General features: G+C 48.4%; 23 protein-coding genes. 14 read left to right on the top strand and 9 right to left on the bottom strand.

Features of this window, described 5'->3' with window-relative positions; genetic code table 11:
• The first annotated feature begins 540 nt into the window (after positions 1-540).
• From petH to pdeM, 5 genes are all read left to right on the top strand, one after another.
• The gene (gene petH / locus H6F88_RS29510) at positions 541-1,773 is read left to right on the top strand and encodes a ferredoxin--NADP reductase (protein ID WP_190646393.1); all 1,233 of its coding nucleotides are present in this window, start codon (positions 541-543) and stop codon (positions 1,771-1,773) included.
• Positions 1,774-1,900: 127 nt separating this feature from the next.
• Positions 1,901-2,371, top strand: a complete 471-nt coding sequence (locus H6F88_RS29505; protein ID WP_190646392.1) for a DUF2141 domain-containing protein — start codon at positions 1,901-1,903, stop codon at positions 2,369-2,371.
• A gap of 420 nt (positions 2,372-2,791) precedes the next feature.
• Positions 2,792-3,724: a cyanoexosortase C gene (crtC, locus tag H6F88_RS29500; RefSeq protein ID WP_190646391.1), complete on the top strand. Its 933-nt coding sequence runs from the start codon at positions 2,792-2,794 to the stop codon at positions 3,722-3,724.
• Positions 3,725-3,796: 72 nt separating this feature from the next.
• A complete protein-coding gene (locus tag H6F88_RS29495) occupies positions 3,797-6,235 on the top strand; it encodes a ligase-associated DNA damage response DEXH box helicase (protein WP_190646390.1) in 2,439 nt (812 codons plus the stop codon).
• Positions 6,232-6,882 (top strand): ligase-associated DNA damage response endonuclease PdeM, encoded by a 651-nt coding sequence (pdeM, locus tag H6F88_RS29490; RefSeq protein WP_190646389.1) that lies wholly within the window; start codon positions 6,232-6,234, stop codon positions 6,880-6,882. The genes H6F88_RS29495 and pdeM overlap by 4 nt, the downstream gene beginning before the upstream one ends.
• Positions 6,883-7,071: 189 nt before the next feature.
• On the opposite strand, the gene H6F88_RS29485 is transcribed toward pdeM, so the two are convergent.
• Positions 7,072-8,052, bottom strand: coding sequence for an ABC transporter ATP-binding protein (locus H6F88_RS29485; protein ID WP_190646388.1), 981 nt, complete (start codon positions 8,050-8,052; stop codon positions 7,072-7,074).
• A 184-nt stretch (positions 8,053-8,236) separates the two neighbouring features.
• Between H6F88_RS29485 and H6F88_RS29480 the strand changes: the two genes are divergently transcribed.
• The 3 genes from H6F88_RS29480 (at position 8,237) to H6F88_RS29470 (ending at position 10,419) form a co-directional block, all read left to right on the top strand.
• Positions 8,237-9,127 carry a dienelactone hydrolase family protein gene (locus tag H6F88_RS29480; protein ID WP_190646387.1) on the top strand — a complete coding sequence of 297 codons (891 nt, stop codon included), beginning with the start codon at positions 8,237-8,239 and terminating at the stop codon, positions 9,125-9,127.
• Positions 9,128-9,160: 33 nt separating this feature from the next.
• On the top strand, positions 9,161-9,355 hold the full coding sequence (locus H6F88_RS29475; protein WP_190646386.1) for a hypothetical protein: 195 nt from the start codon (positions 9,161-9,163) through the stop codon (positions 9,353-9,355).
• Between the two features lie 134 nt (positions 9,356-9,489).
• Entirely contained in the window at positions 9,490-10,419 is a 930-nt protein-coding gene (locus tag H6F88_RS29470; protein WP_199333857.1) for an NAD(P)H-dependent glycerol-3-phosphate dehydrogenase, read from the top strand.
• 73 nt (positions 10,420-10,492) lie between these two features.
• Here H6F88_RS29470 and H6F88_RS29465 read toward each other — a convergent pair whose 3' ends face one another.
• From H6F88_RS29465 to H6F88_RS29450, 4 genes are all read right to left on the bottom strand, one after another.
• Positions 10,493-10,867 carry a ribbon-helix-helix domain-containing protein gene (locus tag H6F88_RS29465; protein WP_190646385.1) on the bottom strand — a complete coding sequence of 125 codons (375 nt, stop codon included), beginning with the start codon at positions 10,865-10,867 and terminating at the stop codon, positions 10,493-10,495.
• Between the two features lie 26 nt (positions 10,868-10,893).
• Entirely contained in the window at positions 10,894-11,355 is a 462-nt protein-coding gene (locus H6F88_RS29460) for a VOC family protein (protein WP_190646384.1), read from the bottom strand.
• Between the two features lie 206 nt (positions 11,356-11,561).
• Positions 11,562-13,145, bottom strand: a complete 1,584-nt coding sequence (locus H6F88_RS29455; RefSeq protein WP_190646383.1) for a B12-binding domain-containing radical SAM protein — start codon at positions 13,143-13,145, stop codon at positions 11,562-11,564.
• Positions 13,146-13,284: 139 nt separating this feature from the next.
• On the bottom strand, positions 13,285-13,734 hold the full coding sequence (locus H6F88_RS29450) for a hypothetical protein (protein ID WP_190646382.1): 450 nt from the start codon (positions 13,732-13,734) through the stop codon (positions 13,285-13,287).
• 180 nt (positions 13,735-13,914) lie between these two features.
• Here H6F88_RS29450 and H6F88_RS29445 point away from each other — a divergent pair, with 180 nt between their 5' ends.
• The 6 genes from H6F88_RS29445 (at position 13,915) to H6F88_RS29420 (ending at position 22,388) form a co-directional block, all read left to right on the top strand.
• On the top strand, positions 13,915-17,565 hold the full coding sequence (locus tag H6F88_RS29445) for a response regulator (RefSeq protein WP_190646381.1): 3,651 nt from the start codon (positions 13,915-13,917) through the stop codon (positions 17,563-17,565).
• A 226-nt stretch (positions 17,566-17,791) separates the two neighbouring features.
• Complete coding sequence (locus H6F88_RS29440) at positions 17,792-18,139, top strand: hypothetical protein (RefSeq protein WP_190646380.1); 348 nt, start codon at positions 17,792-17,794, stop codon at positions 18,137-18,139.
• 212 nt (positions 18,140-18,351) lie between these two features.
• On the top strand, positions 18,352-19,182 hold the full coding sequence (locus tag H6F88_RS29435; protein ID WP_190646379.1) for a protein-glutamate O-methyltransferase CheR: 831 nt from the start codon (positions 18,352-18,354) through the stop codon (positions 19,180-19,182).
• A gap of 2 nt (positions 19,183-19,184) precedes the next feature.
• Complete coding sequence (locus H6F88_RS29430; protein WP_190646378.1) at positions 19,185-19,754, top strand: chemotaxis protein CheB; 570 nt, start codon at positions 19,185-19,187, stop codon at positions 19,752-19,754.
• 4 nt (positions 19,755-19,758) lie between these two features.
• Positions 19,759-21,837, top strand: a complete 2,079-nt coding sequence (locus H6F88_RS29425) for a response regulator (protein WP_190646377.1) — start codon at positions 19,759-19,761, stop codon at positions 21,835-21,837.
• 338 nt (positions 21,838-22,175) lie between these two features.
• A complete protein-coding gene (locus H6F88_RS29420; protein WP_190646376.1) occupies positions 22,176-22,388 on the top strand; it encodes a hypothetical protein in 213 nt (70 codons plus the stop codon).
• Positions 22,389-22,405: 17 nt separating this feature from the next.
• On the opposite strand, the gene H6F88_RS29415 is transcribed toward H6F88_RS29420, so the two are convergent.
• From H6F88_RS29415 to H6F88_RS29400, 4 genes are all read right to left on the bottom strand, one after another.
• Complete coding sequence (locus H6F88_RS29415; protein ID WP_190646375.1) at positions 22,406-23,107, bottom strand: glutamine amidotransferase; 702 nt, start codon at positions 23,105-23,107, stop codon at positions 22,406-22,408.
• A 95-nt stretch (positions 23,108-23,202) separates the two neighbouring features.
• The gene (locus tag H6F88_RS29410; protein ID WP_190646374.1) at positions 23,203-24,087 is read right to left on the bottom strand and encodes a 2OG-Fe(II) oxygenase; all 885 of its coding nucleotides are present in this window, start codon (positions 24,085-24,087) and stop codon (positions 23,203-23,205) included.
• A gap of 887 nt (positions 24,088-24,974) precedes the next feature.
• On the bottom strand, positions 24,975-25,592 hold the full coding sequence (locus H6F88_RS29405; protein WP_190646373.1) for a transglutaminase family protein: 618 nt from the start codon (positions 25,590-25,592) through the stop codon (positions 24,975-24,977).
• 116 nt (positions 25,593-25,708) lie between these two features.
• Entirely contained in the window at positions 25,709-25,990 is a 282-nt protein-coding gene (locus H6F88_RS29400) for a hypothetical protein (protein WP_190646372.1), read from the bottom strand.
• Positions 25,991-26,137 lie beyond the last annotated feature (147 nt).

Raw genomic sequence — 26,137 nt, 5'->3', positions numbered from 1 at the left:
AGGGCCGTCCCGCCAATTTCTCGCCAATTTGAAGTGAGACTCTCCCTATAGACCGTCAAGCGTTTCCTTGCTGCCTTAAACCTTCAGTCAAAGTACGAAGACAACGACGAAGGGGCGCACGAACTCAGGTACCGCCTAGCGGAAGAAGACCCATGCTTTATTTTGGTAAGTATTTAGTACTACCGGATACACTAGATCCTACCAGAATGCGATCCTCCCTACAAGGTTCGCCTGAATTGAATCTTGCTGCTCAATAGCACCGTTAATATCACCATGCTAAATGCAATTGTGCATTTAGAAATAATGAAATTGCTCGACCTTGACATTCTCTCAAAGAATTGCTCGTTATCGTAGAACAGTGGCAAGTGCAGGATTTTATGCCAAACTTGCTGCCTTTGATGAGTGAGTGTCGTCTTGCAATGCTACGCTAATACAGACTAGCTCTAACCTTCGGACTAAAATCCGTAGTTTGGCTGGGGCGTGATCAATGGCACGCGACTTCTGTGTGTCTCAGTTGGGTTCAGGATTTATTGATTAGCGATGTATAATCCAAGCGCAGCGGGTGGCGCTGCCAACACAGCCTACGGTAGCCGCCTCTTTGTCTATGAAGTTGAAGGGCTTCGTCAAAACGAAGAAACCGACAAGACTGACTATCCAATTCGTCGAAGTGGCACTGTGTCTATCATAGTGCCCTATAGCCGGATGAATCAGGAAATGCAGCGAATCACCCGACTGGGTGGCAAAATCGTCAGCATCCGCCCTGCAACCATCAACGGCGTAGCAAACGGCAAGACCTCCTCATCGGGTACTGTATCTCAGACATCAGCAGAGGAGAGTAAACCCGTGACCCAAGCAGAACAAGCTCAACCAAAGCCTAAGAAAGAAAAAAAGGACGTTCCCGTCAACACTTACCGCCCCAATGCTCCGTTTGTGGGTAAGTGCCTCTCTAACGAGGAACTGGTTGGCGAGGGCGGCATTGGCACCGTTCGTCACCTCATTTTCGACCTTTCTGAGGGTGATCTACGTTACGTAGAAGGTCAAAGTATCGGCATCATTCCTGACGGCACTGACAAGAATGGTAAGCCTCATAAGCTCAGGCTGTACTCTATTGCCTCTACCCGGCATGGTGACAATCTGGACGACAAGACCGTTTCACTTTGCGTCCGGCAGCTAGAGTACAAGCATCCTGAAACGGGTGAAATGGTTTATGGGGTGTGCTCTACCTTCCTGTGCCATCTGGACCCAGGAGCAGATGTTAAGATTACTGGTCCTGTGGGCAAGGAGATGCTGCTTCCTGACGACCCCGAAGCAAACATTATTATGCTAGCGACGGGTACTGGAATTGCGCCTTTCCGGGCTTACCTGTGGCGAATGTTCCAGGAAGGTGAGCAAAAGCTCAATACTGATTATCCGTTTAAGGGCTTTGCCTGGCTGATCTTTGGAATTCCGACTACGCCTAACATTCTTTATAAGGAGGAGTTGGAAGCGATCCAGGAGAAATATCCTGATAACTTCCGCCTCACCTACGCAATCAGTCGTGAGCAGAAGAACTCTGAAGGCGGCAGAATGTATATTCAGCACCGAGTTGCTGAATATGCTGACGAACTCTGGAAGCTTGTCCAAAATGAGAAGACCCATACTTACATTTGTGGTCTGAAGGGCATGGAAGGCGGCATTGATGAAGCAATGACTGCTGCTGCTGCCAAGGACGGCGTGGAATGGAAGGCTTACCAGAAATCCATCAAGGAACGCTGGCACGTAGAAACTTACTAGGGAAATTCCTTAATTTCAATCTTCAAGACGGAAGTGTGGCGATGCTGCGCTTCCGATTTTTTTATCAGGCTATCGTGATACGAAGCGATCGCCCGCTAAACTACAGACCGTATTACACAGGAGTTCTATGGTTGAGAAATGGGGCATGGTAGCGCTGCTGGCAGCAGGAAGTTTCTGGTTTTCAGGCAATGCCAGGGCACAGTTTACAGGCAATCTGACCGTAGAAGTGAGCGGTTTGCAGAGCCAGGAAGGAAATGTTTGCTTCAAGGTTTTTTCTGGCAGTCCGGGTTTCCCCAACGATAACGATAGTGCAGTGACGCGGGCGTGTGTGGCGATCGCCGACAATTTACCCGAAGACCCTGAAGCTCCGTTTGCCTACACCTTTGAGGATTTAGAAGCGGGTAGCTATGGGGTTGCTATCTACCACGACAGCAACGGGGACGAACAGCTCAATCGGGGCGCATTGGGAATCCCTGTAGAGGGCTATGGATTTTCCAATGATGCACCTGCTGTAACGGGGCCTGCGCGGTTTGAAGATGCTGTCTTTTTCTTAGGAAATAACACCACTGTTCCCATTCAAATGAGATATCCCCAGTAGGGCGTAGCACTAAGCACACACTCTAGGATGCATTTTTGTGTAGGAACACCCGCTGTGCTGGTTGACTGACAAAACTCCTAAAACTACTGATATCTCGTAGGTTGGGTAAAGCATTGCGGAACCCAACAGAACCGAGGCAGGAGTTCAGCTACGCTTTGCTCCACCCAACCTACATCTACTCGAAGCATTAGAGCAAGCGCAGTAGTTGACCTCCTGCGTGAATCGTTGCGCGGCTCCGCCGCGCAACGATTCACGTTTCCAGAACAGTATTCATGCAAGAAGTCTAGTGTGTAAAAAAGCTGTGAATTCCGGGGGATGCGTCCTGTCTTTTCAAGCAAGCGACTGAATAACTGCAGTGTTGATAGGTGTTTGAGTCCTATCCCTGATCACAGTCCACAGCGGTCAAAGCTGAACTTGCCAATGCCAGTATCTGAGCAAAAGAAACGACAGCAAAAAATAGGCAAAGTGCTTCAGAGCTTTTTGCAGGAGAGCCTGAAAACAACTCACGGTCGGATCGTCTTGTCTGGTCTGCTGGTGGGGCTGTGCTATTTCCCAATGTGGTTAGGCGTTTTGATTGAGAGAGCCTTTCAGGGTTCACCAGGTTTGCCGCTGATGCTGGGAGTCGTGGGTCTGGCGCTGCATGAGCTTTGGAAGAAACGGACTCAGCTTGCGAAGGAAACGGTTGCTGATGAAGATCGACTGTTGGGACACATTTTGATTGTCAGCGGAGTAATTTTCTTCCCGTTTTACCGCACCGCCATCTGGTCACAGTCTCTAATCTGGCTGATCGTTCTAATCGGCATTGCGTGTAGCTCTTGGGGAATTAGTTTCTTTCGCAAGTACACGATTCCTACTCTGCTCATGGCGTTGAGCGTCTATCCTAGACCGGGGGAAACCACCCGTTTGCTGTGGGAACTGGTGACTCCTTATCGAGCGCTAGATCATTTCATGGCTTGGGCAGGTAGCCTGACGTTAAAAGCAATCGGTCAAACCGTTGAAGTGCAAGGGGCGTTCGTCTCTTTGCCGCAGGGAGCCGTAGAAGTGGGCTGGGGCTGTAACGGCTTCAGCATGGCGGTGAATATTGCAATGGCTGGTTTGGTGATGGGGTTGTTGCTCAAGCAAAGTTGGCAAAAGGTACTCCTGATCATGGCGTTTGGCGCGGGTTTAGCGCTGATTCTCAACATTCCACGCATTACGCTGGTTACCCTCGCGTCTGTTTATTGGGGACAATACTGGTTTGACTTCTGGCACGGTTCCTGGGGCAGCCAAATCTTCATGAGTGTAGTTTTCACGATTTACTACTACATCATCATGGGCGTGACAAAGAAGCGATCGCCCAAAGCCCGCACTTGATAACCCAAACTGCGCCAGAGGGCTGAGCTTACAATATCTGTAAGCTGTGTCTTTTGCTGGGAGTGCTGATTTGTGGCTGATGGCGATCGCCTAAAACCCGCTCTGGAATGGTTTGAGCAACAGGGATGGCAACCGCTGCCCTTTCAGCTAGAAACATGGCAAGCTTACCTGGATGGCAAAAGCGGCATGATTCAGGTGCCGACGGGTTCCGGCAAAACCTATGCCGCCGTGATGGGAGCCATTCTAGAAATGCTGCAAGCTCCCAACCCTGGGCTAAAGTTGCTCTACATTACGCCACTGCGGGCACTATCACGAGACATTCAGCAATCCATTTTGCGTCCGATTCAGGAAATGGGCTGGAATTTGCGGGTAGAGTCACGCACGGGAGACACCAGTTCTTCCCAAAAGAGCAAACAGCTCAAGAACATGCCCGATATCCTGATCACAACGCCCGAATCTTTGGCAGTGATGCTGTCCTACAAAGGCGCGAAGGAGCGGTTTCAGTCATTACGGGCAGTCATTTTAGATGAATGGCATGAGTTGCTCAGTTCTAAGCGCGGCACTCAGACAGAACTGTGTCTGTCTTATCTGCGGCAGCTTCAGCCCCAGCTTAAAACTTGGGCAGTTTCAGCGACATTGGGCAATGTGAAAGAAGCGGCACAGGCTGCGGTGGGAATCGGGTGTGAACCTTTAATCGTCCAGTCCAACTTGCAGCGGCAAACGATCATCAAAAGCATTTTGCCTGCCTCTGTGGATAGTTTTCCTTGGGCAGGACACTTAGGACTAAGAATGTTTCAAGAGTTGGTGGATGCGTTGGACATCAATCGTTCGACGCTGATTTTCACCAACACCCGCGCTCAGGCAGAGCGATGGTTTCAAGCACTTTCATTTGCAGTGCCAGAATATCTTGACCGGATTGCGCTACATCACGGCTCGATTGATGTGCAGGAACGGGAGGCGATCGAGGCAGGTGTTAAAGTGGGACACATTAAATGGGTGGTGTGTACGTCATCGCTGGACTTGGGCGTAGATTTTCAACCTGTTGAGCGAGTTGTGCAGATTGGAAGTGCGAAAAATCTGGCAAGGTTATTGCAAAGAGCAGGGCGATCGGCTCATGTTCCTGAAGGTACCTCAGAAATTTTGTTTCTCCCCACGAATGCTTTAGAACTACTTGAGATTTCAGCCTTTCGTAGCGGTTTAACAGTGGGAGATGTCGAAACTAGACGACCATTGGAAAAACCTTATGATGTGCTGGCTCAGCACTTGGTGACGTTAGCCTGTGGAGATGGATTTAAGGCTGAGGAATGCTTGGAAACGATTCGGCAAACGGTGACTTACTGCCAGCTAACCGATGAGGAATTTGATTGGACACTCAACTTTATTGAGAAGGGTGGGAAATGTTTGGGTGCCTATCCTCGTTATCAAAAGGTAGTTCAAACGGAAGGGCTTTATCAGGTAACTGACCAGAAGATTGCGCGAATGCATCGGATGAGTATTGGCACGATTACATCGAATCAGGCAGTGCAAATTGTCTATACGAATCGGAGAAGGATTGGCACGGTTGAAGAAAATTTCGTATCGAGATTAAAAAAAGGCGATGTGTTTTTCTTTGCAGGTCGGCAGCTAGAGTTTTTCATGATGAAAGACATGGTGGTTTATGTCAAAAATACCACTCAAAAATCGACCGTTACGCCAACCTGGGGAGGAGGAAATTTAGCCATATCAGATTCGTTGAGTATGCATCTGCGATCTGAAATTGAGAGATTCCAAAATGATGCAAGCTCAAAGCAGAAGTTGAATCAAGAGTTAGAGTGCATGTTGCCGATCGCCTCTACTCAAAAAAGAATCTCTCATTTACCTGCATCAGATGAACTGTTAATTGAAGTTTGTAAGACAAGAGAAGGACAGCATCTATACGTTTTTCCATTTGAAGGGCGATTTGTGCATGAGGGGTTAGGTTTTTTGTGGGGCTATCGCTTTGCCAGTCAGCAGAAAGCGACTTTTACTATTTCAGTGAATGATTACGGATTTGAAATTTTAGCGCCGAAAGATTATCCGTTTAAGCAGTTGTTTGGCGATCGCTTCTTCGATCTAGAAAATCTCTACGAAAATATCAAATCAGGCTTAAATATTTCTGAATTAACTCAACGGAAATTTCGCAGCATTGCTCAAGTTGCGGGCTTAGTTTTTAAGGGGTATCCTTCGGCTCGAAAAGATGCCAATCAATTGCAGGTCAGTTCTTCGTTGCTCTACGACGTTTTCTCAAAGTATGAGCCAGACAACCTGCTGCTGAAACAGGCTGAACAGGAAGTGTTACGTGATCAGCTAGAAACCCATCGATTAACTAAGACGCTCGATCGCCTGAGTCAATTAAATGTAGTTTGGAAAGAAACAAAGCGCCCTTCACCCTTTGCCTTTCCTTTATTAGTGGAACGGCTTAACTCGCGCATGTCTAACGAAAGTTTGTTAGATAGAATTGAGCGCTTGAAACAGCAGTGGATGAATAAATGAAAGAAATCGACGTGCTTGGAGTGCGGCTTCAGCTCCTTGCAGAAAAGGCAGTTTACCTGGAAAGCGATCAAATTCTTTTAGTTGCTGATATTCATTTAGGCAAATCAGAAACTTTTCAATCCCTGGGAATCCCAATTCCGAATCGAGTGAATCAAACAACTCTGGATCGGCTGCAACAGCTTTGCTTTAAATTTAAACCTCAAAAGCTGTTTATCTTAGGCGATCTGTTTCATTCTAAATATGCGCTGGTAAATGAAGTTTTAGATAGCTGGTCACGATTTCAAGCCGCTGTAGATGCAGAGGTTGTATTGATTGTTGGCAACCACGATCGCCGCTTAATTCAAACCTTAAAGAACACTTCAATTCAATATTTAACTCATGCTATTGAAGTCGGTAACTTGCTGTTGAGCCATGAGCCTTCTCCTCAGCCTAGATTCCTAAATATCTGTGGTCATATCCATCCTTGTGTCAATCTCAAGGAGAAATTAGACCAATTACGGCTGCCCTGTTTTTATCTCGATCGCACTCAAAATCTTTTAGTTCTGCCCTCTTTTGGAGAATTTACAGGCGCTTACGAGGTTGCATTTAAACGCAATTCAACCGCTTATGTCATTGCTGATGATTGCGTTGTTTCTTTAGAACGATGATGGCAAGAGTCGTAGTGGTTTGGTGAACTCAAGGCGTTGGGTTCGCCAAACCACCCAACCTACGGTTCTACTTTTACTGACCTGTAACCCGAAGGTCTTGTAGGGGCGTAGCATTCGGGCAATAATTTTGGGTCTATTTCAGGGACTTCCTGCCGAATGCTACTCCCTTACATGGACATCTGCTACATTTCAGCTACTAGTGTGAATGCCGCGTTGCCGAAGCTGGTTGACAAAAAATTCTTCTAGCGAAGGGCGAGACAGGTTCATTGAAACCAGTTGAGCATTCATCAGACGTAGACTTGCCATGAAGTCTTGGGGATGTCCTTTGAGGTGCCCTTGCCAGTAGCCATCCTGAAGCTCCAGGTCAGAAATCCATTGCTTCAACACTTCTGAACTGCCGCCATTGACCTTGACGTGATAGATTTCGGGAGTGCCCAACAACTCGGTGAGTGAACCGATGCAGATTAGTTCGCCTTGGGCCAAAATTGCGACGCGATCGCAAATCTTTTCGACATCCGATAAGACGTGGCTGTTAAAGAAAATCGTTTTGCCCTGAGCCTTGAGCGACAGAATGATCTCGCGAATTTGGTAACGTCCCAGTGGGTCAAGTCCAGACATTGGCTCGTCCAAAAACACCAGTTCTGGATCGTTGATTAGTGCCTGAGCCAGTCCAATTCGCTGCAACATGCCTTTAGAATATTGCCGCAGTTGTTTTTTGCGGGCGGCAGACTGCGCTAACCCAACTAGTTCCAAGAGTTCTGGGATTCGCTTTCGTTGAACTGAGGCAGGAATTTGAAATAATCCGGCAGCGTACTGCAAGAATTCCCAACCCGTCAGGTAGTCGTAGAAGTAGGGATTTTCGGGCAGGTAGCCGACTCGCTGTTTGACGGTGCGATCGCCCAATGGTTTTCCCAGTAGAGAGGCTTTCCCCTGAGTCGGTCGGACAATTCCTAGCAGAATCTTGAGTATTGTCGTCTTGCCTGCTCCATTCGGTCCAAGTAAGCCAAACGTTTCGCCTTGAAAGACTTCAAGCGAACAGCTTTTCAGCGGCACCACTTTCTGATTGAGCCAAAAACCAGTGCGATAGACCTTTCGCAATTCGGCAATCTGCACCACAGCCAGACGTTTGGCAATCGCAGATTCGGCTGTGGGTTGAGAGGCAGTATCCATGAGATGCAAAGCTATTGAATCGTCGCAGTCACGTTGATAGTAACTAACTGAGTATAGTAGTCCCCATTTCGCAAATCACTACCAGTCAGCAACACCAGCGCAGTCAATGTTAGGTTAAAGATTGAGGCAAAAGTTTACAAAGTCTCACTAGCAGCTTGAAATTGAAGGAATTAGCAGAGCTATCATGCGTAAACCGCGTAAACTATTCGGAATTGCCATCATAACGATGTTTTTGGTGTTGCTATGGGCGCTGTTTAATCCCCTTAGCGATCGCCTTTCAGTTGCCCAAGAGTCAAACCGGGATTACGCTAGCCGGCTGATGGAGTCTCACCGGGCTGACTTACCCATTGCTTCGGATGCTGTGGCTCAAGCTCCCGCGACCGCCGTTGAAACTGAAGAAGTCACCTATGCCACCATTAATGGCACCCCTGTAACGGGCTATCTGGCTCGTCCGGCTGATGCAACCGAGCCGCTGCCTGCACTGATTGTGATCCACGAATGGTGGGGGCTAAACGACAACATTAGAATGATGACCGAGCGTTTGGCTGGTGAAGGCTACACAGCGCTGGCAGTCGATCTATACAACGGGGAATTTGCAGAAGATCCTCAGACCGCACGCCGTTTGGTAGATGCAGTTGCCCAAAATCCTCAACTGGCTCAGGAAAATCTGCGTCAGGCTTACCAGTATTTGGATGAGCAGTCAGCAACGGCGATCGCCAGCCTTGGCTGGTGTTTTGGGGGAAGTTGGTCGCTCAACACAGCACTGCTTTTGCCTGATCAACTCGATGCCGCAGTCATTTACTATGGTGGACAGCTAGAAACTGATCCGGCTCGTCTCAGCAGCCTACAAATGCCTATTTTGGGAGTTTTTGGCGCACTCGATGACAACCCACCCGTTGAAACCGTGCGTGAGTTTGAGTCTGCTCTCAAGTCTCTGGACAAGTCGGTTGAGATTTATGTCTATCCTGGTGCAGACCATGCTTTTGCTAACCCCTCTGGCATGAACTATGACCCAGAAGCGGCTGAAGACGCCTGGGAGCGCACGACTGCCTTCCTGGAACAACATCTCAAATAGCGTTTGAAATCACCCATTGAGGATGTCAGGACTATGGACCGCTCAAAGATTGTGGCTGTGATTACGGGGGCGATCGCCCTCCTCCTGGGCATCGCCTACCTAGTCATGGTGCAACTCCTTGACTTTCGCGGCGAAATGTTGCCTGCTCCGGTTGATCTGTCTGAGGTTGATGGCTCTCAACCTGCGTTAGTTCAACCAGCTTCAAGCTCCTCACCCCTCTCGCCCTGAGAGACAGAGGCATCGTCCGCTGTAGGTTGGGTGGAACAACGTGAAACCCAACATTTGCAAAGATCCTGCTGGGTTCCGCTTTGCTTCACCCAACCTACGAGTTAGCTTCATTCCTTATTCCCCATCCTTTCCCCTTGTCTAATCATCACATCTACCAAATTGCTGTTCTGGGCGCGGGTGCCTGGGGTTCCATACTGGCAAAGCTAGCCAGTCAGAAGGAACATCAGGTGAATCTGTGGACGCGTCAAGGTGAGGTATCTTTGGCAGATTGTCTAACAGAAGCAGACATCGTAATTTCTGCGATTTCCATGAAAGGGGTGTCAGAAGTTGCGAAGCAGGTCAAGGCTAGTCAGCTTCCTGCTCACACAATTTTGGTGACTGCAACAAAAGGGTTGGACGCTACCACCAGTCGCACCCCTTCGCAAATCTGGCAGGAAGGTTTTCCACAAAACTCAGTAGTGGTGCTGTCTGGGCCAAATCTATCCAAAGAAATTGGGCAAGGGCTTCCTGCTGCCACAGTAGTATCCAGCGCAAACAAAGCTGCTGCCGAAACGGTGCAAACTGTTTTCTCGTCCGATCGCTTTCGGGTCTACACAAACACCGATCCGATTGGAACTGAGCTGGGCGGAACGCTAAAGAATGTAATTGCGATCGCCGTTGGAGTATGTGATGGGCTTCAGCTTGGCACCAACGCCAAATCTGCCCTAATTACCCGCGCCTTAACTGAAATTATTCGTGTCGGCACTCACCTTGGTGGACAAACCGAAACATTTTTTGGCTTATCAGGTTTGGGCGATTTACTAGCAACCTGTAGCAGTCCACTCAGCCGAAACTATCAAGTGGGTTTCAGGCTGTCTCAAGGCAATTCTCTAGAGCAAATTTTGGCAGAACTGCAAGGCACGGCCGAAGGCGTGAATACTGCTAATGTTCTAATTGATATTGCTAGACGAGAAAATATTCCAGTTCCCGTTTCGCTGCAAGTTTATCGCTTACTCAACGGCAAAATTACACCTCGGCAAGCAGTAGAAGCTCTGATGGAACGGGATTTGAAGTCTGAGGCGTAGTGAGGGAGGGGGCGATCGCCAGTCCGACTAGATTAGGAAATTTAGAGAATGCAGGAAAGCCCTAACTTGTTGCTCAATACCTATCTGCATCAGGCAAAAAATCAAATAGGATTTCGTCAGGCTCATCCTCAATCTCGTCTTCCTCTAAATCAACAGAATTTAAAGGAATAACAGAACTGGCTATAGAACGTGTTACAGACAAATACTTGACTGATTGATTAATCGCAGTAACCTGCTCCGCTAGATTCTTCACCCAGTTTTCTAATGCTTCAACCTGTTTAACAGAGGCATAGGTTGGAATGTTGGACTTCCCTTCAAAAAACTTTTGAAGCACATCCCTGATTGCGTCCGAAGTAGATTCAATTCTGTTTTCCTGCCGATATTTCTCTAAAGCCTGCTGCAATTCGTCAGGAATAGAGAGAGAGACAGAAGATTCATTAGTTGTCATTGTTGCCCTACATCGAAGCCTTTTACTTAAAGTACTGGATCACAACGAATTTCAACTAGCAAACCGTCTGGGTCGTAGAAGTAAATTCCTCGTCCTGTGGGGCGGCTAACTGGTCCGTGATCAATCGGAATCTGGTTTTGGCGAATTACTTCAACTGCCTGGTCAAATAGATGTGGCTCAATGTCGAACGCTAGATGTCCAGTGCGAGTAAAGGTTTTGTCGGGGTCAGGGTGAGGAGGTTCTAGGTGAGGCTTCCAAAAGAGGTCTATCACTGTGCCGTCAGGCGTGACGAAGTTCGCTGCTTCACCTGCTTCAAACAAAGCCTTTAGCGTTTCTGGAACTTCCTCTCCCTGGAGTTCACGAAGTCCCAAGATGGTGCCATAAAAGTAGCGAGACGCCTGCATGTCTTTGACATTCAAGGCAATGTGGTGAACTCGACGCAACATTCCCTGCTGCAGCGATGGTGAGGATTGGGAGGTAGATAGCATGGCGGGAGGTGGGGGTTGGGGGAAGGGAAGTCTGCTTTTAGCTTAGGAGTTTTGACGGGAGGTTTTGGAGAAGGGTTTTATCCTGGTGAGGGCGATCGCCCCAACTTCCCCCTCAAACGAGAATGAAATCGGATACTTCATTATCTATCATTCAATCTTCAACCCCCAATCCCTAACCCCCTAACCCCCTAACCCCCTAACCCCCATCACCCATTACTCATGACCAATACTTTCTCTGGAGGAGTCGTAACCAGAGGGTCATAGCCTAGCTGTTGCACAATTCGCTGGCGGGCAATGGTGCGGTATTCCAAAAAATGTTCGCCAGCGGCACACAAGCCGAGGTACATGTTGAGGAATTGAGGTTTTGTTCTAAAAATTGTCCAGAGTTGCTGCCAGAACTGAACTCGATTTCCAGCCCGCTTGATGCCTTGTAGCCAGAGTAAACGCGCTACCAGCTTGAAGCTTTTGCCAGGGGGGAAGTATACGTTTTGCTGGAGTTGAGGGTTAGGGGTGATGCTCAAACAGTGCTGGAAGCAGCGCTTGAGGTAATTTGAGGGTTCGTACATTGTCCAGAGTGCTTGGACATATTCTTTGGCGACTTCTGCTAAGGGTCGAGTTGGCGTAAAGTTCATCAGACAGTTTTGATCGCCTACTTCGGTGACGCCTTGATTTTGGAATAGCCGCTGTTCTTGCTTGAGTCGATCCCAGAGGGCAGTGTTGGGAAGTGCCTGAAGGATGCCTAGCATCGGCTGAGGAATGCTGGTGGCTTCGACAAATGCCTGGATGCGATCGCCCGCCCCCGTCCGTTCCCCATCGAACCCAAGAATAAATCCGGCATAAATCATCAGTCCTGCCCGGTTAATCGTGCGACAGGCTTCAACCAATGGATTGCGCGTGTTTTGTACTTTGCGAGTCACCTGGAGGCTGTCTTGATCAGGCGTTTCAATTCCCAGGAACACGCCATAAAAGCCTGCTTTTGCCATCAAGTCCAGCAGTTCGGCATCTTCGGCTAAGTTGACAGAGGCTTCAGTGAGGAAAGTGAAGGGATATTGCCGCTGCTGCATCCAGGGAATGAGTTCCCGCAACATGAGCTTGACGTTGCGCTGATTACCAATGAAGTTGTCATCTACAACGAAGATGGAGCCGCGCCAGCCCAGGTCATAGAGGGTTTGTAGCTCTGCCAGGGTTTGCTCTGGGGACTTGGTGCGGGGTTTGCGACCGTAGAGGCTGATGATGTCGCAGAATTCGCAGTTAAACGGACAGCCGCGCGAAAACTGGATTGCCATCATCAGGTATTGATCGCGCTGGAGTAAGTCAAACCGGGGAATGGGACTGAGGGTGACATCGGGTTTCTCTGTGGCGCGAAAAACTCCGTGGGACTGGTTTTGGGCGATCGCCTCCAAAAACATCGGCACCGTAATTTCGCCCTCATCCAAAATCAGATAATCGGCTCCGGAGTCCAGCGCGTCCTGCGGCACGGAGGTTGGGTATGGGCCGCCCACCGCAACCTTTTTGCCCAACTGCACCGCTTTGCAAATCATCGCGTGAAAGTCTGGCTTTTGCGCCAGCATGGCCGACAGAATGACGATGTCGCACCATTCCCAATCAGCATCCGTTTCGGGAGTAACATTGCGATCGCGAAACCGAATTTCCCAGTCTTGAGGCAGCAGCGCAGCGACGGTAAGAATGCCTAGAGGAGGAATGGTCGCCTTCAGGCTGGCCATTTCCATGAAGCGATCGTATGACCAAAAAGTTTTTGGGAACTGGGGATAGAGCAGCAGGGCTTTCATCTTCTAGGCTCCAGTAGCGAGAGAATAGGGGGCATAATCCTCCCAGTCTTATTTCTGCTCTACTACTTCCGACATCTACCCGTAGATGGATGCCCTGCTTGCCAGTTCTTAAGTTTTTCTGCGACGTTACATTACGCAATCATGGCTTTTTGATATCACGCGCCATGTTGCGGAAAATATCCATGCTGGTGTCAGCACTACGGCGATCGCTAGAACCGGTTTGGCTGCTGGGTGCCTGACCGTTTTGAGAAGCGTTGTCTTGCTTGACGGCTTCGATTTGAGCATCAATTTTGGCGATCGCTTCTGGTGCAACAGAGGCAGCAACTTCCTTCATTGCTTCTAGTTGTGCAATAGAGGAAATCTGGTTGATCTTCTCAAACCCTTTTGGATTAGCCAATGTCTTAGGAAACGTGCGTCTCACAGCTTTAGCAGTCCGCATATACTCCAGATCGCCAAATGTCTTTGCTGAGTCCGCATCCAAAAAATACGCTTGCGCCTTAGCAGCCTTTTCTGATGGAGTTAAATCCACCTGTTCCTCACTTTGCTTCTTTTTCTTAGAACCGAAAAACCCTTTGATGAAACCTACCATCGCGCTTGCTACCTACAGATACGGTGATGTTATGTAATGTAAAGCATTGTGAATAAACGTGTCACTACTCGGACTCGAATTTGCTCATCTGCCCGAAGGTGAGTTCTCCATCCATTCCCAGCAAAGGTCTTGCTAAAGATGGCAAGATCGTTCATGAATACAGGTGAGTAAACGCTACAAATGCTGAACAGGTTAAGAATTGGCACCAAGATAGGCATCAGTTTTGCAACAGGTGTAGCGATTTTTGCAGCATTGGGTTGGTTTTCCTATCGAGGTGCGCTTCAGGTTAGAACAGCCTCTCGGATGGAAAGCCATACTTACCAGGTTCTCAATGAGCTTGAGGGGTTAATTTCTACTATCAAAGATGCTGAAACGGGACAGCGAGGCTACATCATCACAGGGCAGGAGAGTTATCTGGAGCCTTACACTGCGGCAATCAGCACGCTGGATGGAAGAATTGAGCAGATTCGAGACTTAACGCAGGACAATCCAGTTCAGCAGCAACAGCTTGATCGGCTTGTGCCACTGGTAGCAAATCGTCTTGAAGTAATGCAGCGGGTCATTGATATTCGGCGTACCCAGGGATTTGATACCGCTTTGGAAGTGGTTCAGGTTGACCAGGGCAGGCAGGTTATGAATGAGATTCGGGACCTGATTGAAGAGATGGAAGCCACAGAGACAGAACTGCTGGACCAGCGCACCGCCCAGGCAGATTTAGCCACCCGGCAAATGCTCTACGGTGTGGCTTTTGGCATTCCGCTCTATTCCCTTTTGTTGGCGTTACTGGGTTTTTTCCTGGCGAAAAATATTTCTCGACCGCTGAAGCAAATTTCAGATGCAGCAGAGGACCTGACCGATGGAAATTTAGCGGTTAGTTTGCCAGAGAGCGATCGCCACGACGAAATCGGCGTGCTGACCCAGACCTTTAACCAGATGATCGCCAACCTGCGAGACACCACTCGCGAAAACGAAGAACAGAGTTGGCTCAAATCTAACCTGACAGAGTTCACCCGCATGTTGCAGGGTCAGCGCAGCATGGCAACGGTTTCCAGAATGATTTTGTCTGATCTGGCACCGCTGGTTGGGGCAAGTCAAGCGCTGTTTTATTTAATGCAGGTCGAAGATGAGCAGCCGACCCTAAAGCTATTGGGCACCTATGCCTATCAGGAACGAAAACATCTGGCGAATCGGTTTCGACTGGGTGAAGGGCTGGTCGGGCAATGTGCCTTGGAAAAGCAAAAAATTCTGCTGACGGAGGTTCCCAGTGACTACATTCGCATTAGCTCTGGACTGGGGCAAGCGCCGCCGCTGAATATTTTGGTGCAGCCCGTTCTGTTTGAGCAGGAAGTGATCGCAGTAATTGAGCTAGCGTCTTTTCAGCAATTTAGGTCGATTCACCTGACGTTGCTCGACCAGGTGACAGAAGGCTTGGGAATTGTATTAAACACGATCGCCGCTGATATGCGAACGGCTAAACTGCTGCAACAATCACAAACCCTGACCGAAGAGCTACAGAACCAGCAAGAGGAGCTAAAAGCCAGCAACCAGCAGCTTGAAGAACAGGCTGAGACCTTGCGCGAATCAGAGATAATGCTGAAGCAACAGCAGGAAGAATTGCAGCAAACCAACGAGGAATTGCAGCAACTCAATGAGGAACTGGAAGAAAAAGCTAAGCTTTTGTCCTCTCAGAATCGTGAGGTAGAGCGCAAAAATCAGGAAATTGAATACGCCCGTCAAGAATTAGAGGAGAAGGCAGAGCAACTGGCTTTAAGTTCGCGCTACAAGTCCGAGTTTTTGGCCAATATGTCGCACGAATTGCGAACGCCGCTCAACAGTTTGCTAATTTTGGCGCGGCTGCTAACGGACAACATCAATGGCAACCTCACCAGCAAACAAGTTGAGTACGCCAAAACAATTCACTCTGCCGGAACGGACTTGCTGGAGTTAATCAACGACATTCTTGACTTGGCAAAAATCGAGTCGGGCACGATTTCGCTAGAGTTTGAGCCCGTTCAGTTTGATGATTTGAAAGGCTACATTGAACGAACTTTCCAACAAATTGCTGAGAGTAAAGGACTGGGCTTTACCGTTGAACTGGATGAATCGCTGCCAGGAGCGATCGCCACCGATTCAAAGCGCCTGCAACAAGTGCTCAAAAACCTACTCTCTAATGCGTTGAAGTTCACTGAGCATGGACGGGTGACACTGCGAATCACGTCGATTGCCCAGGGACTAAAGCAGGAGGATGGCAAAACAGTGGATGCGATCGCCTTTGCCGTCAGCGACACAGGCATTGGCGTCTCACCCGAAAAACAGCAAATCATTTTTGAAGCCTTCCAGCAAGCAGACGGTACCACTAGCCGCAAATATGGCGGCACTGGCTTAGGGCTCTCGATCAGCCGCGAACTCGCTCGACTGCTAGGCGGCAAAATTCACCTGACCAGCCAAGTCGAGCAAGGCAGCACCTTCACCCTCTACCTGCCCCAAACTGCTCCCGCTCCAGTCGCCCAAACTCCAATCTCCAAGACCCAAACTCCAAAACCCACTCTCCCATCCCATCCCACTTCCGAACCCCCAGCCCCCAGCCCCCAGCCCCCAGCCCCTTCTCCAACCCCCAACCCCCTCCTCCCCGACGATCGCCACAACCTTCAACCGGGCGATCGCACCCTGCTAATCATCGAAGACGACATCAACTTTGCTCGAATCCTGCTAGAAATGGCGCGAGAACAAGGCTTTAAGGGATTAGTGGCACTCCGCAGCAATCCAGGGTTGGCAATGGCGCGAGAGTTTAAGCCTGACGCGATTATGCTAGACATTCACCTGCCCGATATGGATGGGTTGACGCTGCTTGACCGACTGAAACATGACCCAACCACTCGCCACATTCCGGTTCACCTGCTCTCAGTGGAGGAGTCCCAGCAGCGTGGACTGCAACTGGGCGCGATCGCCTATCTGCAAAAGCCCGTTTCCCCCGAAACGCTGACTCGGGCGCTCACCGACATCAAAGGCTTTGTCGAACGACAGGTGAGAAACCTGCTCGTCGTTGAAGATGACATCACTCAGGCTGAAAGCATTCGAGAGCTAATCGGCAATGGCGACGTGCAAACCACAACGGTTGCCACCGGAGCCGCAGCACTGGAAACTTTGCGTCAAGGGCACTTTGAATGCGTCGTGCTAGACCTGGGACTACCTGACATGAGTGGCTTTGAGCTAATTGAGCAGATCAAACAGCAAGACAGCCTGGCAAACTTGCCAATCATTGTCTACACCGGCAAGGAGTTGACCAAGCAGGAAGAGACTCAGCTCAAGCGAATGGCAGAAACAATCATCATTAAAGATGTGCGATCGCCAGAACGCCTGCTCGACGAAACCGCCCTTTTCTTACATCGCGTTCAGGCAAACCTGCCACAGCCCAAGCAGCAAATACTAGAACAGCTTCACCAAAGTGACCCAATTTTGGCAGGCAAAAAGGTGCTGATTGTAGACGACGACGTGCGAAATATCTTTGCCCTCACCGGACTACTAGAGCGCTACGACATAGAAGTGCTATATGCCGAAAACGGTCGAGAAGGACTTGAGGTTCTGCAAACCCATTCTGATGTTGATGTCGTCTTAATGGACGTGATGATGCCTGAAATGGATGGGTACGATGCAACCCGTGCAGTTCGAGAACAGGATGCCTTTCGAGATTTGCCGATCATCGCCCTCACCGCAAAAGCAATGCAGGGCGATCGCGATCGCTGCATCGAAGCCGGAGCTTCTGACTACATCAGCAAACCGATTGATACCGAGCAATTGCTTTCCCTGCTGCGGGTTTGGCTATATCAATAGGGATGAGGGATGAAAGATGGGCACGCTTGGCTTTGTCTGTCCCACTAGGATCTCAAGCTTGGGGTGTTGGGTTCCGTTGCACTTCACCCAACCTACACAAATTACGGATAGTAGAACTGTAGGTTGGGTGGAGCAGAGCAAAACCCAACGCTTTAGACCTGCCGCGCCACCGCGATTAGAATTTTCTAGGTTGGAGTAGGAGCGATCGCCCCCTAAACCTGGAACGTTGCTGTTTCAACCTGGAACGTTGCTGTTTCAACCTGGAACATTGCCATTTCGGATCGGAACTGTGTCGTTTCAAACTGGAACGTTGCTGTTTGAACCTAGAATTTTGCTGTTTCAAACTAGAACGTTGTCGTTTGAACCTACAACGTTGCCGTTTCAGATCGGAACTTTGGTGTTTCAACGCACAACGTTGCTGTTTCAACCCACAACTGTGTCATTTCAACCTGAAACTTTGCCTTTTAAACTTGAAATCTGGGGAACTGGAACAAAAGCGATCGCTTTTAACTTCAAGAGATCTAACCCTACAGCTGCATCTTCCCCTTCATCTCCAACCCTCTATCTATCCTGAGGTCTATTCCTAGCCTAAGACTGAGGACTAATGACTCGTCGTACGGCATCATGTAAACAAGTGTATAGGTTGAGTTTGCAACCCTTAGCGCTTGTAGGGGTGCGATCGCGACCTCATTTATGAACGACGATTCAATTTGTTTAAAAAACTTGCTCCAGCTCTGAAGTTCTCAGTTTTGTCTCAGTCCTCAGTTCTGTAGCGATTAACCGATTATGACTTTAGCAAGACCCAAACTGGAGGATATTGAAGTTCAGTTACTCCTTGAAGGGGTGTATCGCTATTACGGCTTTGATTTTCGTAACTATGCGCCCTCTTCCCTCAAACGACGTATCTGGAACATCCTTTGCTCTGAAAAATTGCCCAACGTTTCGGCACTCCAAGAGAAAGTGCTGCACGATCCGGCTTGCCTCGATCGCTTTTTACTGGGGCTTTCGGTTAATGTCACCGCGATGTTTCGTAACCCCAACTTTTTCCTGGCGTTTCGAGAAAAAGTCGTACCAATTTTACGGACCTATCCCTTTATTCGGATTTGGCACGCAGGCTGCTCAACCGGGCAAGAGGTTTATTCAATGGCAATCTTGTTAGAAGAAGAGGGGCTTTACCCGCGCTGCCGCATCTACGCGACCGACATGAACGAGATGGTATTGAAACAGGCAAAAGGCGGAATTTTTTCGCTGCAATTGATGCAAGAATACACGCAACTCTATCTCAAGGCAGGGGGAAAACGCTCGTTTTCCGAATACTATACAGCAGCTTACGATAGTGCAATCTTTCGCACTTCCCTAAAAGAGAATATTGTCTTCTCGCAGCACAACTTGGCAACAGATAGCTCCTTTAACGAATTCAACGTAATTCTCTGCCGCAACGTTTTAATCTATTTCAATAAAGCTCTTCAAAAGCGAGTTTATGAGCTATTTCACGCCAGCCTGTGTCCGTTTGGCATCCTAGGGTTGGGGCGACAGGAAACGCTGAAATTTACACCCTACGAAGCCTACTATGAAGAGCTAGCAGGAAGTGAAAAGCTTTATCGGAGGATTCACTAGCGGTGTTCAAGCTGGTTGTCATCGGTACCTCGCTGGGCGGGCTATCAGCTCTAAAGGTGTTGCTATCTGGGCTACCCTCCAATTTTCCCGTAGCGATCGCCGTCGTACAGCACCGACACAAAGACTCCGAAGATATGATGAGTTCGTTCTTACAACCTTACGTCACCCTACCCATTAGAGAAGTAGTGGACAAAGACGACTTACTGCCCGGAACAGTGTATGTCGCCCCAGCAGATTATCACATGCTGGTTGATGTAGGCTATTTCACGCTCTCTATTGACGAACCCGTATCCTATGCTCGCCCGTCTATTGATGTATTGTTTGAATCGGCGGCAGATGTATATGGCGAGTTTGTCATCGGAATAATTTTGACGGGCGCTAACCAGGATGGGGCAAAAGGGTTAGCTGCAATCAAGGCTCAGGGTGGGTCAACGATCGTTCAAGAACCAGCAACGGCCGAAAGTGCGACCATGCCAGCAGCAGCGATCGCCACTGCTGTCGTAGACTGGATTTTACCGCTTCCAAAAATTGCCCCACATTTGATCAACCTTTGCCAGCCCATGTGGAAGTAAACTCATGCTGTCTGAACTCACCGTTAACATTCTCCTAGTGGATGACCATCCAGAAAATCTTCTGGCTCTGGAAGCCATCTTAGATCCATTGGGAGGAAACTTGGTCAAGGCTCATTCTGGTGAAGAAGCTTTGCGATCCTTGCTGCATCAGGATTTTGCGGTGATTTTACTAGACGTGCAGATGCCAGGGATGGATGGGTTTGAAACCGCAACGTTGATCCGCAGTCGAGAGCGATCGCGCCACACCCCGATCATTTTTCTGACTGCTTTTAACACCAACGACAGTTTAGTATTTCGAGGCTACTCCCTCGGCGCAGTGGACTATCTGCTTAAACCCATTGAAGCCGACATTCTCACCTCAAAAGTCGGCGTATTTATCGAGCTATTCAAGAAAACCGAAGAGGTAAAACGACAGGCCAGGCAGCTTGCTAGCATCAACACCGAACTGCGAGAAAGTGAAGAACGGTTTCGGTTGCTCAGCGCTTGCTCTCCGGTCGGCATTTTTTTGACCGATGTGAATGGTTCTTGCACTTACACCAACCCTCGATTTCAGGCAATCTGCGACTTGACGCTACCTGACGCGCTAGGGGACGGATGGCTACAAGCCGTTCATCCTGAAGATCGGCAGCAGGTCATAGCCGACTGGTTCGCCTACACGCGAGAAATTCGAGAATATTCTAATGAATTTCGGTTTCAAACTCGGTCGGGTGAAGTCCGCTGGACTCACGTTCGCTCATCACCCATGTTTTCTAACACCGGTGAATTGATGGGGCACGTTGGCACCGTCGAAGATATCACCGGACGCAAAAACGCCGAAGCTGCCCGCGTCCAAATCATTCACGAACAGGCAGCCCGCCAGCAAGCCGAAGCTGCCAACCGAATGAAAGATGAGTTTTTGGCAGTGCTCTCACACGAATTGAGAACGCCGCTCAACTCGATGATGGGCTGGGCACGGCTATTGCGAACCAAAAAGTTTGACGAAGAAACCACCGCTCGTGCCTTGGAAACAATTGAACGCAATGCCCGCTCTCAAGCCCAACTGATCGAAGACATTCTTGACGTTTCGCTGATTGTGCGAGGCAAGCTGCGGCTCAACCTGTGCCCCATTAATTTTGCTTCCGTCGTGGAGCAGGCGGTCGAATCAGTGCGTCCCCTGATTGAAGCCAAGGCACTTCAGCTAGAAATGAGCGTGGCGAACTCTGCAATCCCAGTCTGTGGTGATCCAACTCGACTTCAGCAGATCGTCTGGAATCTGCTAACCAACGCGATCAAATTTACTCCAGAGCAAGGACGCATCGTGGTGGAGTTAACCCAGCAGCAGGAGCAAGCCCAACTACGCGTAACAGATTCTGGAATTGGCATCGAGCCTGAATTTTTGCCTCATGTGTTTGATCGCTTTCGCCAGGCAGACGGAACTACAACCCGTCCCCATAGCGGTTTGGGACTGGGGCTGGCAATCGTCCGTCACCTCATTGAGCTACACAGCGGCACCGTGCAGGCAGCAAGTGAGGGTGAAGGGCGAGGAGCTTCCTTTACCGTTCAGATTCCCCTATTGCGCCAGAGCGAAGGGCAAGAGGACCACGCAAAACCACTCAACTCAGCTCATGCCCTAGCTTCAGACCCCTTAGAAGAAAACCTTCATCCTTCATCCTTCATTCTTCATGCCTCATCCTTGCCTGATGCCTTTGACGGCATCAAAGTATTGGTCGTTGATGATGAAGCCGACACGCGGGAAGTGCTCGCGGTGACGTTAGCAGAATCTGGAATTGAGGTGACGACGGCTGCTTCAGCCCAGGAAGCCCTAAAATTACTGAAATCTTGGCAGCCTAAGCTGTTGGTCAGTGATATCGGAATGCCCGGAGAAGATGGTTATAGTCTCATTCGGCAGGTGAGGCGGCTGTCGCCAGCGGAAGGTGGGTCTATTCCAGCGGTAGCGCTGACGGCCTATTCTCGTGAAGAAGACCGCAAGCAAGTATTATCCGCAGGCTTTCAGATGCATGTCTCTAAACCCGTTGAGGCAACAGAACTGCTGCAAGCGATCGCCACTCTCAGCGAACAGGCGATCGCTCCTTCATCCGTTTGAAAAGTTTAGTTTGCGATGGCCTACCTATCGAGAGATGAATTAACTCCAAGATGCTGTGAAGATGTACCCACACTGACAGCACTCAGCACGACACCCGGCACTCGCTGCCGGGTTTTATTATTGGAGCCCAGAGTTGCAATAACACTAGCAATTCGTCATCCCCCTAGAGGAAGAGTTTAAGTAATAAATTTATAAGTAGAAAATCCTCACCTGGAAGGGGGATTCCCATTCGATTTTAGAAGTAGTATTCTCTTGGTCAAATATTTATATTTTTTCAAATTCTTTAAGATTTGTTGATAATTAGACAGTAGTTCCGTTGCTCTACTAGAGGTGCTGATATGACTTCTATTCGTGAAATTGTCCACTGTGCCTTGGAGACGGGATATCTGAGCGTGTCGGCAGAAGACCAGCTAAGACACCTTCTCCAAAAGACTCAATACGACTGGGAAGACCTAAACGCCTTCATTCATTTGCAGCAGGCCGCCATGAGAGGGCACATCCACCAAGAATCTAGAGAAGTGCAAAGATCAGCAGAATACCAGTATTTCTAGCAGTTAGAAACGAGTAGCTAGAAGCGATTATTTGAGCTAGCAAGCCACTGAGAGAGGAATTTTTCTAACCAGGTGGCGATCGCAGGAGTATAAACAGGATATTTTTCAAGCTGCTGCTGTCGGGTTTGGGCACCTACCAGAGTTAATTGTTCGGCTCCCAAGGTCGTCCACTTATCAATCATTTCCGGAGTCATTTCTGGGTGAAACTGTAGCCCGTAGGCGTTTCCATAACAGAATGCTTGATTAGTAAACGTTTCTCCCTGAGCTAGCAAAGTTGCCCCTTGAGGCAATTCAAATCCCTCTCGATGCCAGTGATAAACGTAGTTAGGTAGAGGCAATTCAGTTTGCTCAACTGATGTTGGTCGCACCGGGAAATAACCAATTTCAGCAATGCCATCAGGATGGGGAGCAACTGTAGCACCCAACACTCGGGCTAAAAGCTGTGCCCCTAAACAAATTCCTAAAAATGGTTTTCCTGCATTGAGAACGACGGAAATCCAATCCATCTCAGCTCGAATGAAAGGCAAAGTGTTGTCGTCGTTTGCACTCATAGGTCCACCAAAAATTATGGTGCCCTGATGCTCATCGGTTCCGGTTGGGAGGCGATCGCCCCCAGCTAGACAGCGAATATCTAGCTCATAGCCTCTAGCCTGCAATATTTGCCCAACTAGACCCGGCTCAGACGTTTCCTGATGCACAATCAAAAGAATTTTGCTCACAAGCACCAACTACAGGGTGAAGTCTCATTTATCTCTACCTAATGTATCGCCTTGGAGTAGGGTAATGTTGCGCGCCTTGTTACTGCTAGTTCCGGTTACCGCCAGTCCAAAACGCATTCCCGTTGCCGCTGTGTGAAACGATCTGCCATCAGCAACAATAGTTCTTCAGGAAACACTTGCTTGGAAAGCTTAAGGCGCTTAGGGTGCCTGGAAGTGTAGGTAAAAAACAAAGCCGAACGAGCAGGATGGTTGGGTTGAGGCACTTTACCCCGATGAAACACGTTCGCCGTATCGGTAAACACGACTGTGCCCTGCACACCTGTGCAAGGTATCCAATATTTACTTGGCACCATGTTTTGCATGTCTGCATCGCTGATTTTGCGGTAGATGCGATCGAACTTTTCCTGATCAAAAATTTGGCAATAAAGGCGATGTAAAGGAGCTTGAGTAGGACGAATAGAGCGAGGAATGTACTCAAACGGGCCACCTTCTATCCCAACATCAGTCAGGTAGACAATAACTCGAATCATGCAGTGATCTTCACCATCTAAGTGCCATAGTCTTGTCCCAGTTTGCTGCCCGTCTGGCACTTCTACCCGATGTGATACCCCCAAAAAGGCTGCGGGGTAGCCAAAGTAACTCTCAATGATGCATAGGAGCCGCTCTTCTAATCCCCATAGAAATATCTCAGGATATTCAGTCACAATTTGGCGTTTGCCTACTCGTAAAGGAAAGGTTTTACCATTCTCTGACTTGGTTTTAGTCAGAATGCGATTAGTTGCGTCTAGTAAGCGTGAGTTAGCAGGAAACGACAGATCATTCAAAGACGTAATACAAGTTCCCTCATGGCGAAGGGTATCGACAATTTGGCTGTCTTTTTCGGAGAGGGAGTTTACTTCTCGCCTTCGCCTGGAAAGGATTGCGGCGTAAACTCGCTCAACTGAGGACTTAGGAAAAATTGTGTGGATTTTTTGCAGCATAAAGTACCAACAAAGTTATCGTGTGAGAGGTTGTTGGAAAAGTATGAAACCGAAGTTTGAATCCCCTTCACTTTGGTTATCTTCGAGTGCAAAGGAAACCAGGAACTAGCCTCCCTTCACTGGAAAGATAGGAGATGAAGGTTAGAAACTTTCTTACTTCTCAGGCATCCTCTGAGAACTATGAACGTGACAAAATCTCAAAGTCGGATCGCAACACTACCTGTAGATCCTTTCCTGACAAAAGCTGCGGATGATAGGAATAACGCGCTAGCCCAGCTTCAAAATCAGGGAAAAGGAACAGTTCAATCTCATTGCCCCTTACTTTAGTAATAGTCGCGATAAGTCACTAATAATACGACTAGGGTCGAGACTTTACGGTTTCTTTTTGCTCAATTAAAATGCATGTTGCTTAATTAAAGAAAGCTTTGAAGAAAAATCTATAAATGTGATTGGTTAGTGTTTAAGATTACAGAATAGAAGTTGCTACTTTCTGGCGATCGCTGCAATTACAAACCCACTTCTACCCAAGCAATTTGAGGGATTAGTTAGCGTACAAAAGTTGGGCAATGAGATGAGTACAGTAGTCAACCGGTCTACCGATTCAGAAATAGTTTATCTGCTTAGTAAGGGTCTTCAACCCCCAACTTTTTCTAGCAAATCTTGTGGCTGGGACAAAATTTAGTTGAAGAGTTTTGTCAGCCTGCAAGCTACGAAAAATATCAAAACTCGGTAGAACATACGATTTGTATTTCTCTTAATCCGCGTCCGGGTCGGTTGCTGCAAGTGATAGGTGATTGCCGTCACACTAGTCTTTCTAGCAAAGGTGACCTGTCCATTGCCCGGCAGCTGTATGTCGAGTCGCTCACCAATTTATTAGAGAAGAAAGCTTATACATACTTGGCATCTTTCATAAGACCGTGTTCCTTCGCGGAATTTAAACAAATATCCGGAAGATTGCGATGCATTGCATCCCACTTGGTTTGAGCTTGCAGCGCTTCTATCACAACTTGAAGCGGTTCAGCAAAAATGGTCTGAAAATCTGCCTCTTTGGGGAACCGTATCTCGTATGCTAACTGCTCCTGAGGCGGAGTAAATTGAGCATTGATTCCGGTTTTGTTGCCCCTGGCATCAACCCTATACCAGCCTATTTCAGATAAATGAATGGCATTGAAACCATGCAAACTATAAGGTGCACCTTGATCATCAATGCTCAATCGCTGGTAACAGAACCCTGTTGGAATCTGATTTGCTCGTAGCAATGCTGCCAGCAAATGGCTCTTAGCGTAGCAATAACCTGTTTTGTATTTGAGAACATCAGAAGCGCGACAAGTGACAGGATTCATCTGATAGTCAACGCTATGACAAATTTGATCTCGCACCCACTCAAAACACGCCTTTGCGATCGCTGTTGATGTTTGATGACCTGATGCAATTTGTTTAGCAAGCTCAATGACTTCAGGATGTTGCCAATCAATTACTTCAGTTGCTTTCAAATATTCTTTCATATTAGCCAAGTACTCTTAAAAATCTCTAAGTCTCCCTTGCTAAGGGAGACTTTAAGTAGATTAGCTTTCTCTTTTTCAAGAAGAGCAAGGAGGATCAAAAGACTTTGAAGCATAGCTTAGCGGTAATAGCGCTGCTCTAACCAAAATCGAACTTCTAACTCAGAATTGAAGCGAGCAGATTCGCCAGTGGTCGGATCGTAAACCCGCCAGAAGACTTCACCAGAGCGATCGCGCTTTTGGCTAATTTGTGGTTCTTCATTGCCAGCCAATATACTTAGAATGGACGATAAAATCTGACCTAAACCAGCTAGAAACTTAGATTCACGTCTGTTCTTTTGTGCCAGACCACGGTCAAGATTAGATATCTTCGAAGTGGAGAAATTAAGTGTAGATTTCATAGCTTATTGCTTCCTGGTAGGGTGACGATGGATAAAGAGAAAAACTTCTTTCGTCGATGGATTCAATCTACGGTTTTCTCACTTGATATTCAAAAGGTAGTTTGAATAGCTTCTATCAATAAAATTCATGCAACATCCTCTGACTCT

This window comes from Oculatella sp. FACHB-28, from assembly GCF_014696015.1.
In the GTDB taxonomy this organism is placed as follows: Bacteria; Cyanobacteriota; Cyanobacteriia; order Elainellales; family Elainellaceae; genus JAAUTN01.
Note: the sequence above shows the minus strand (reverse complement) of the source record. Positions and strands in the feature narration are given on the sequence as shown.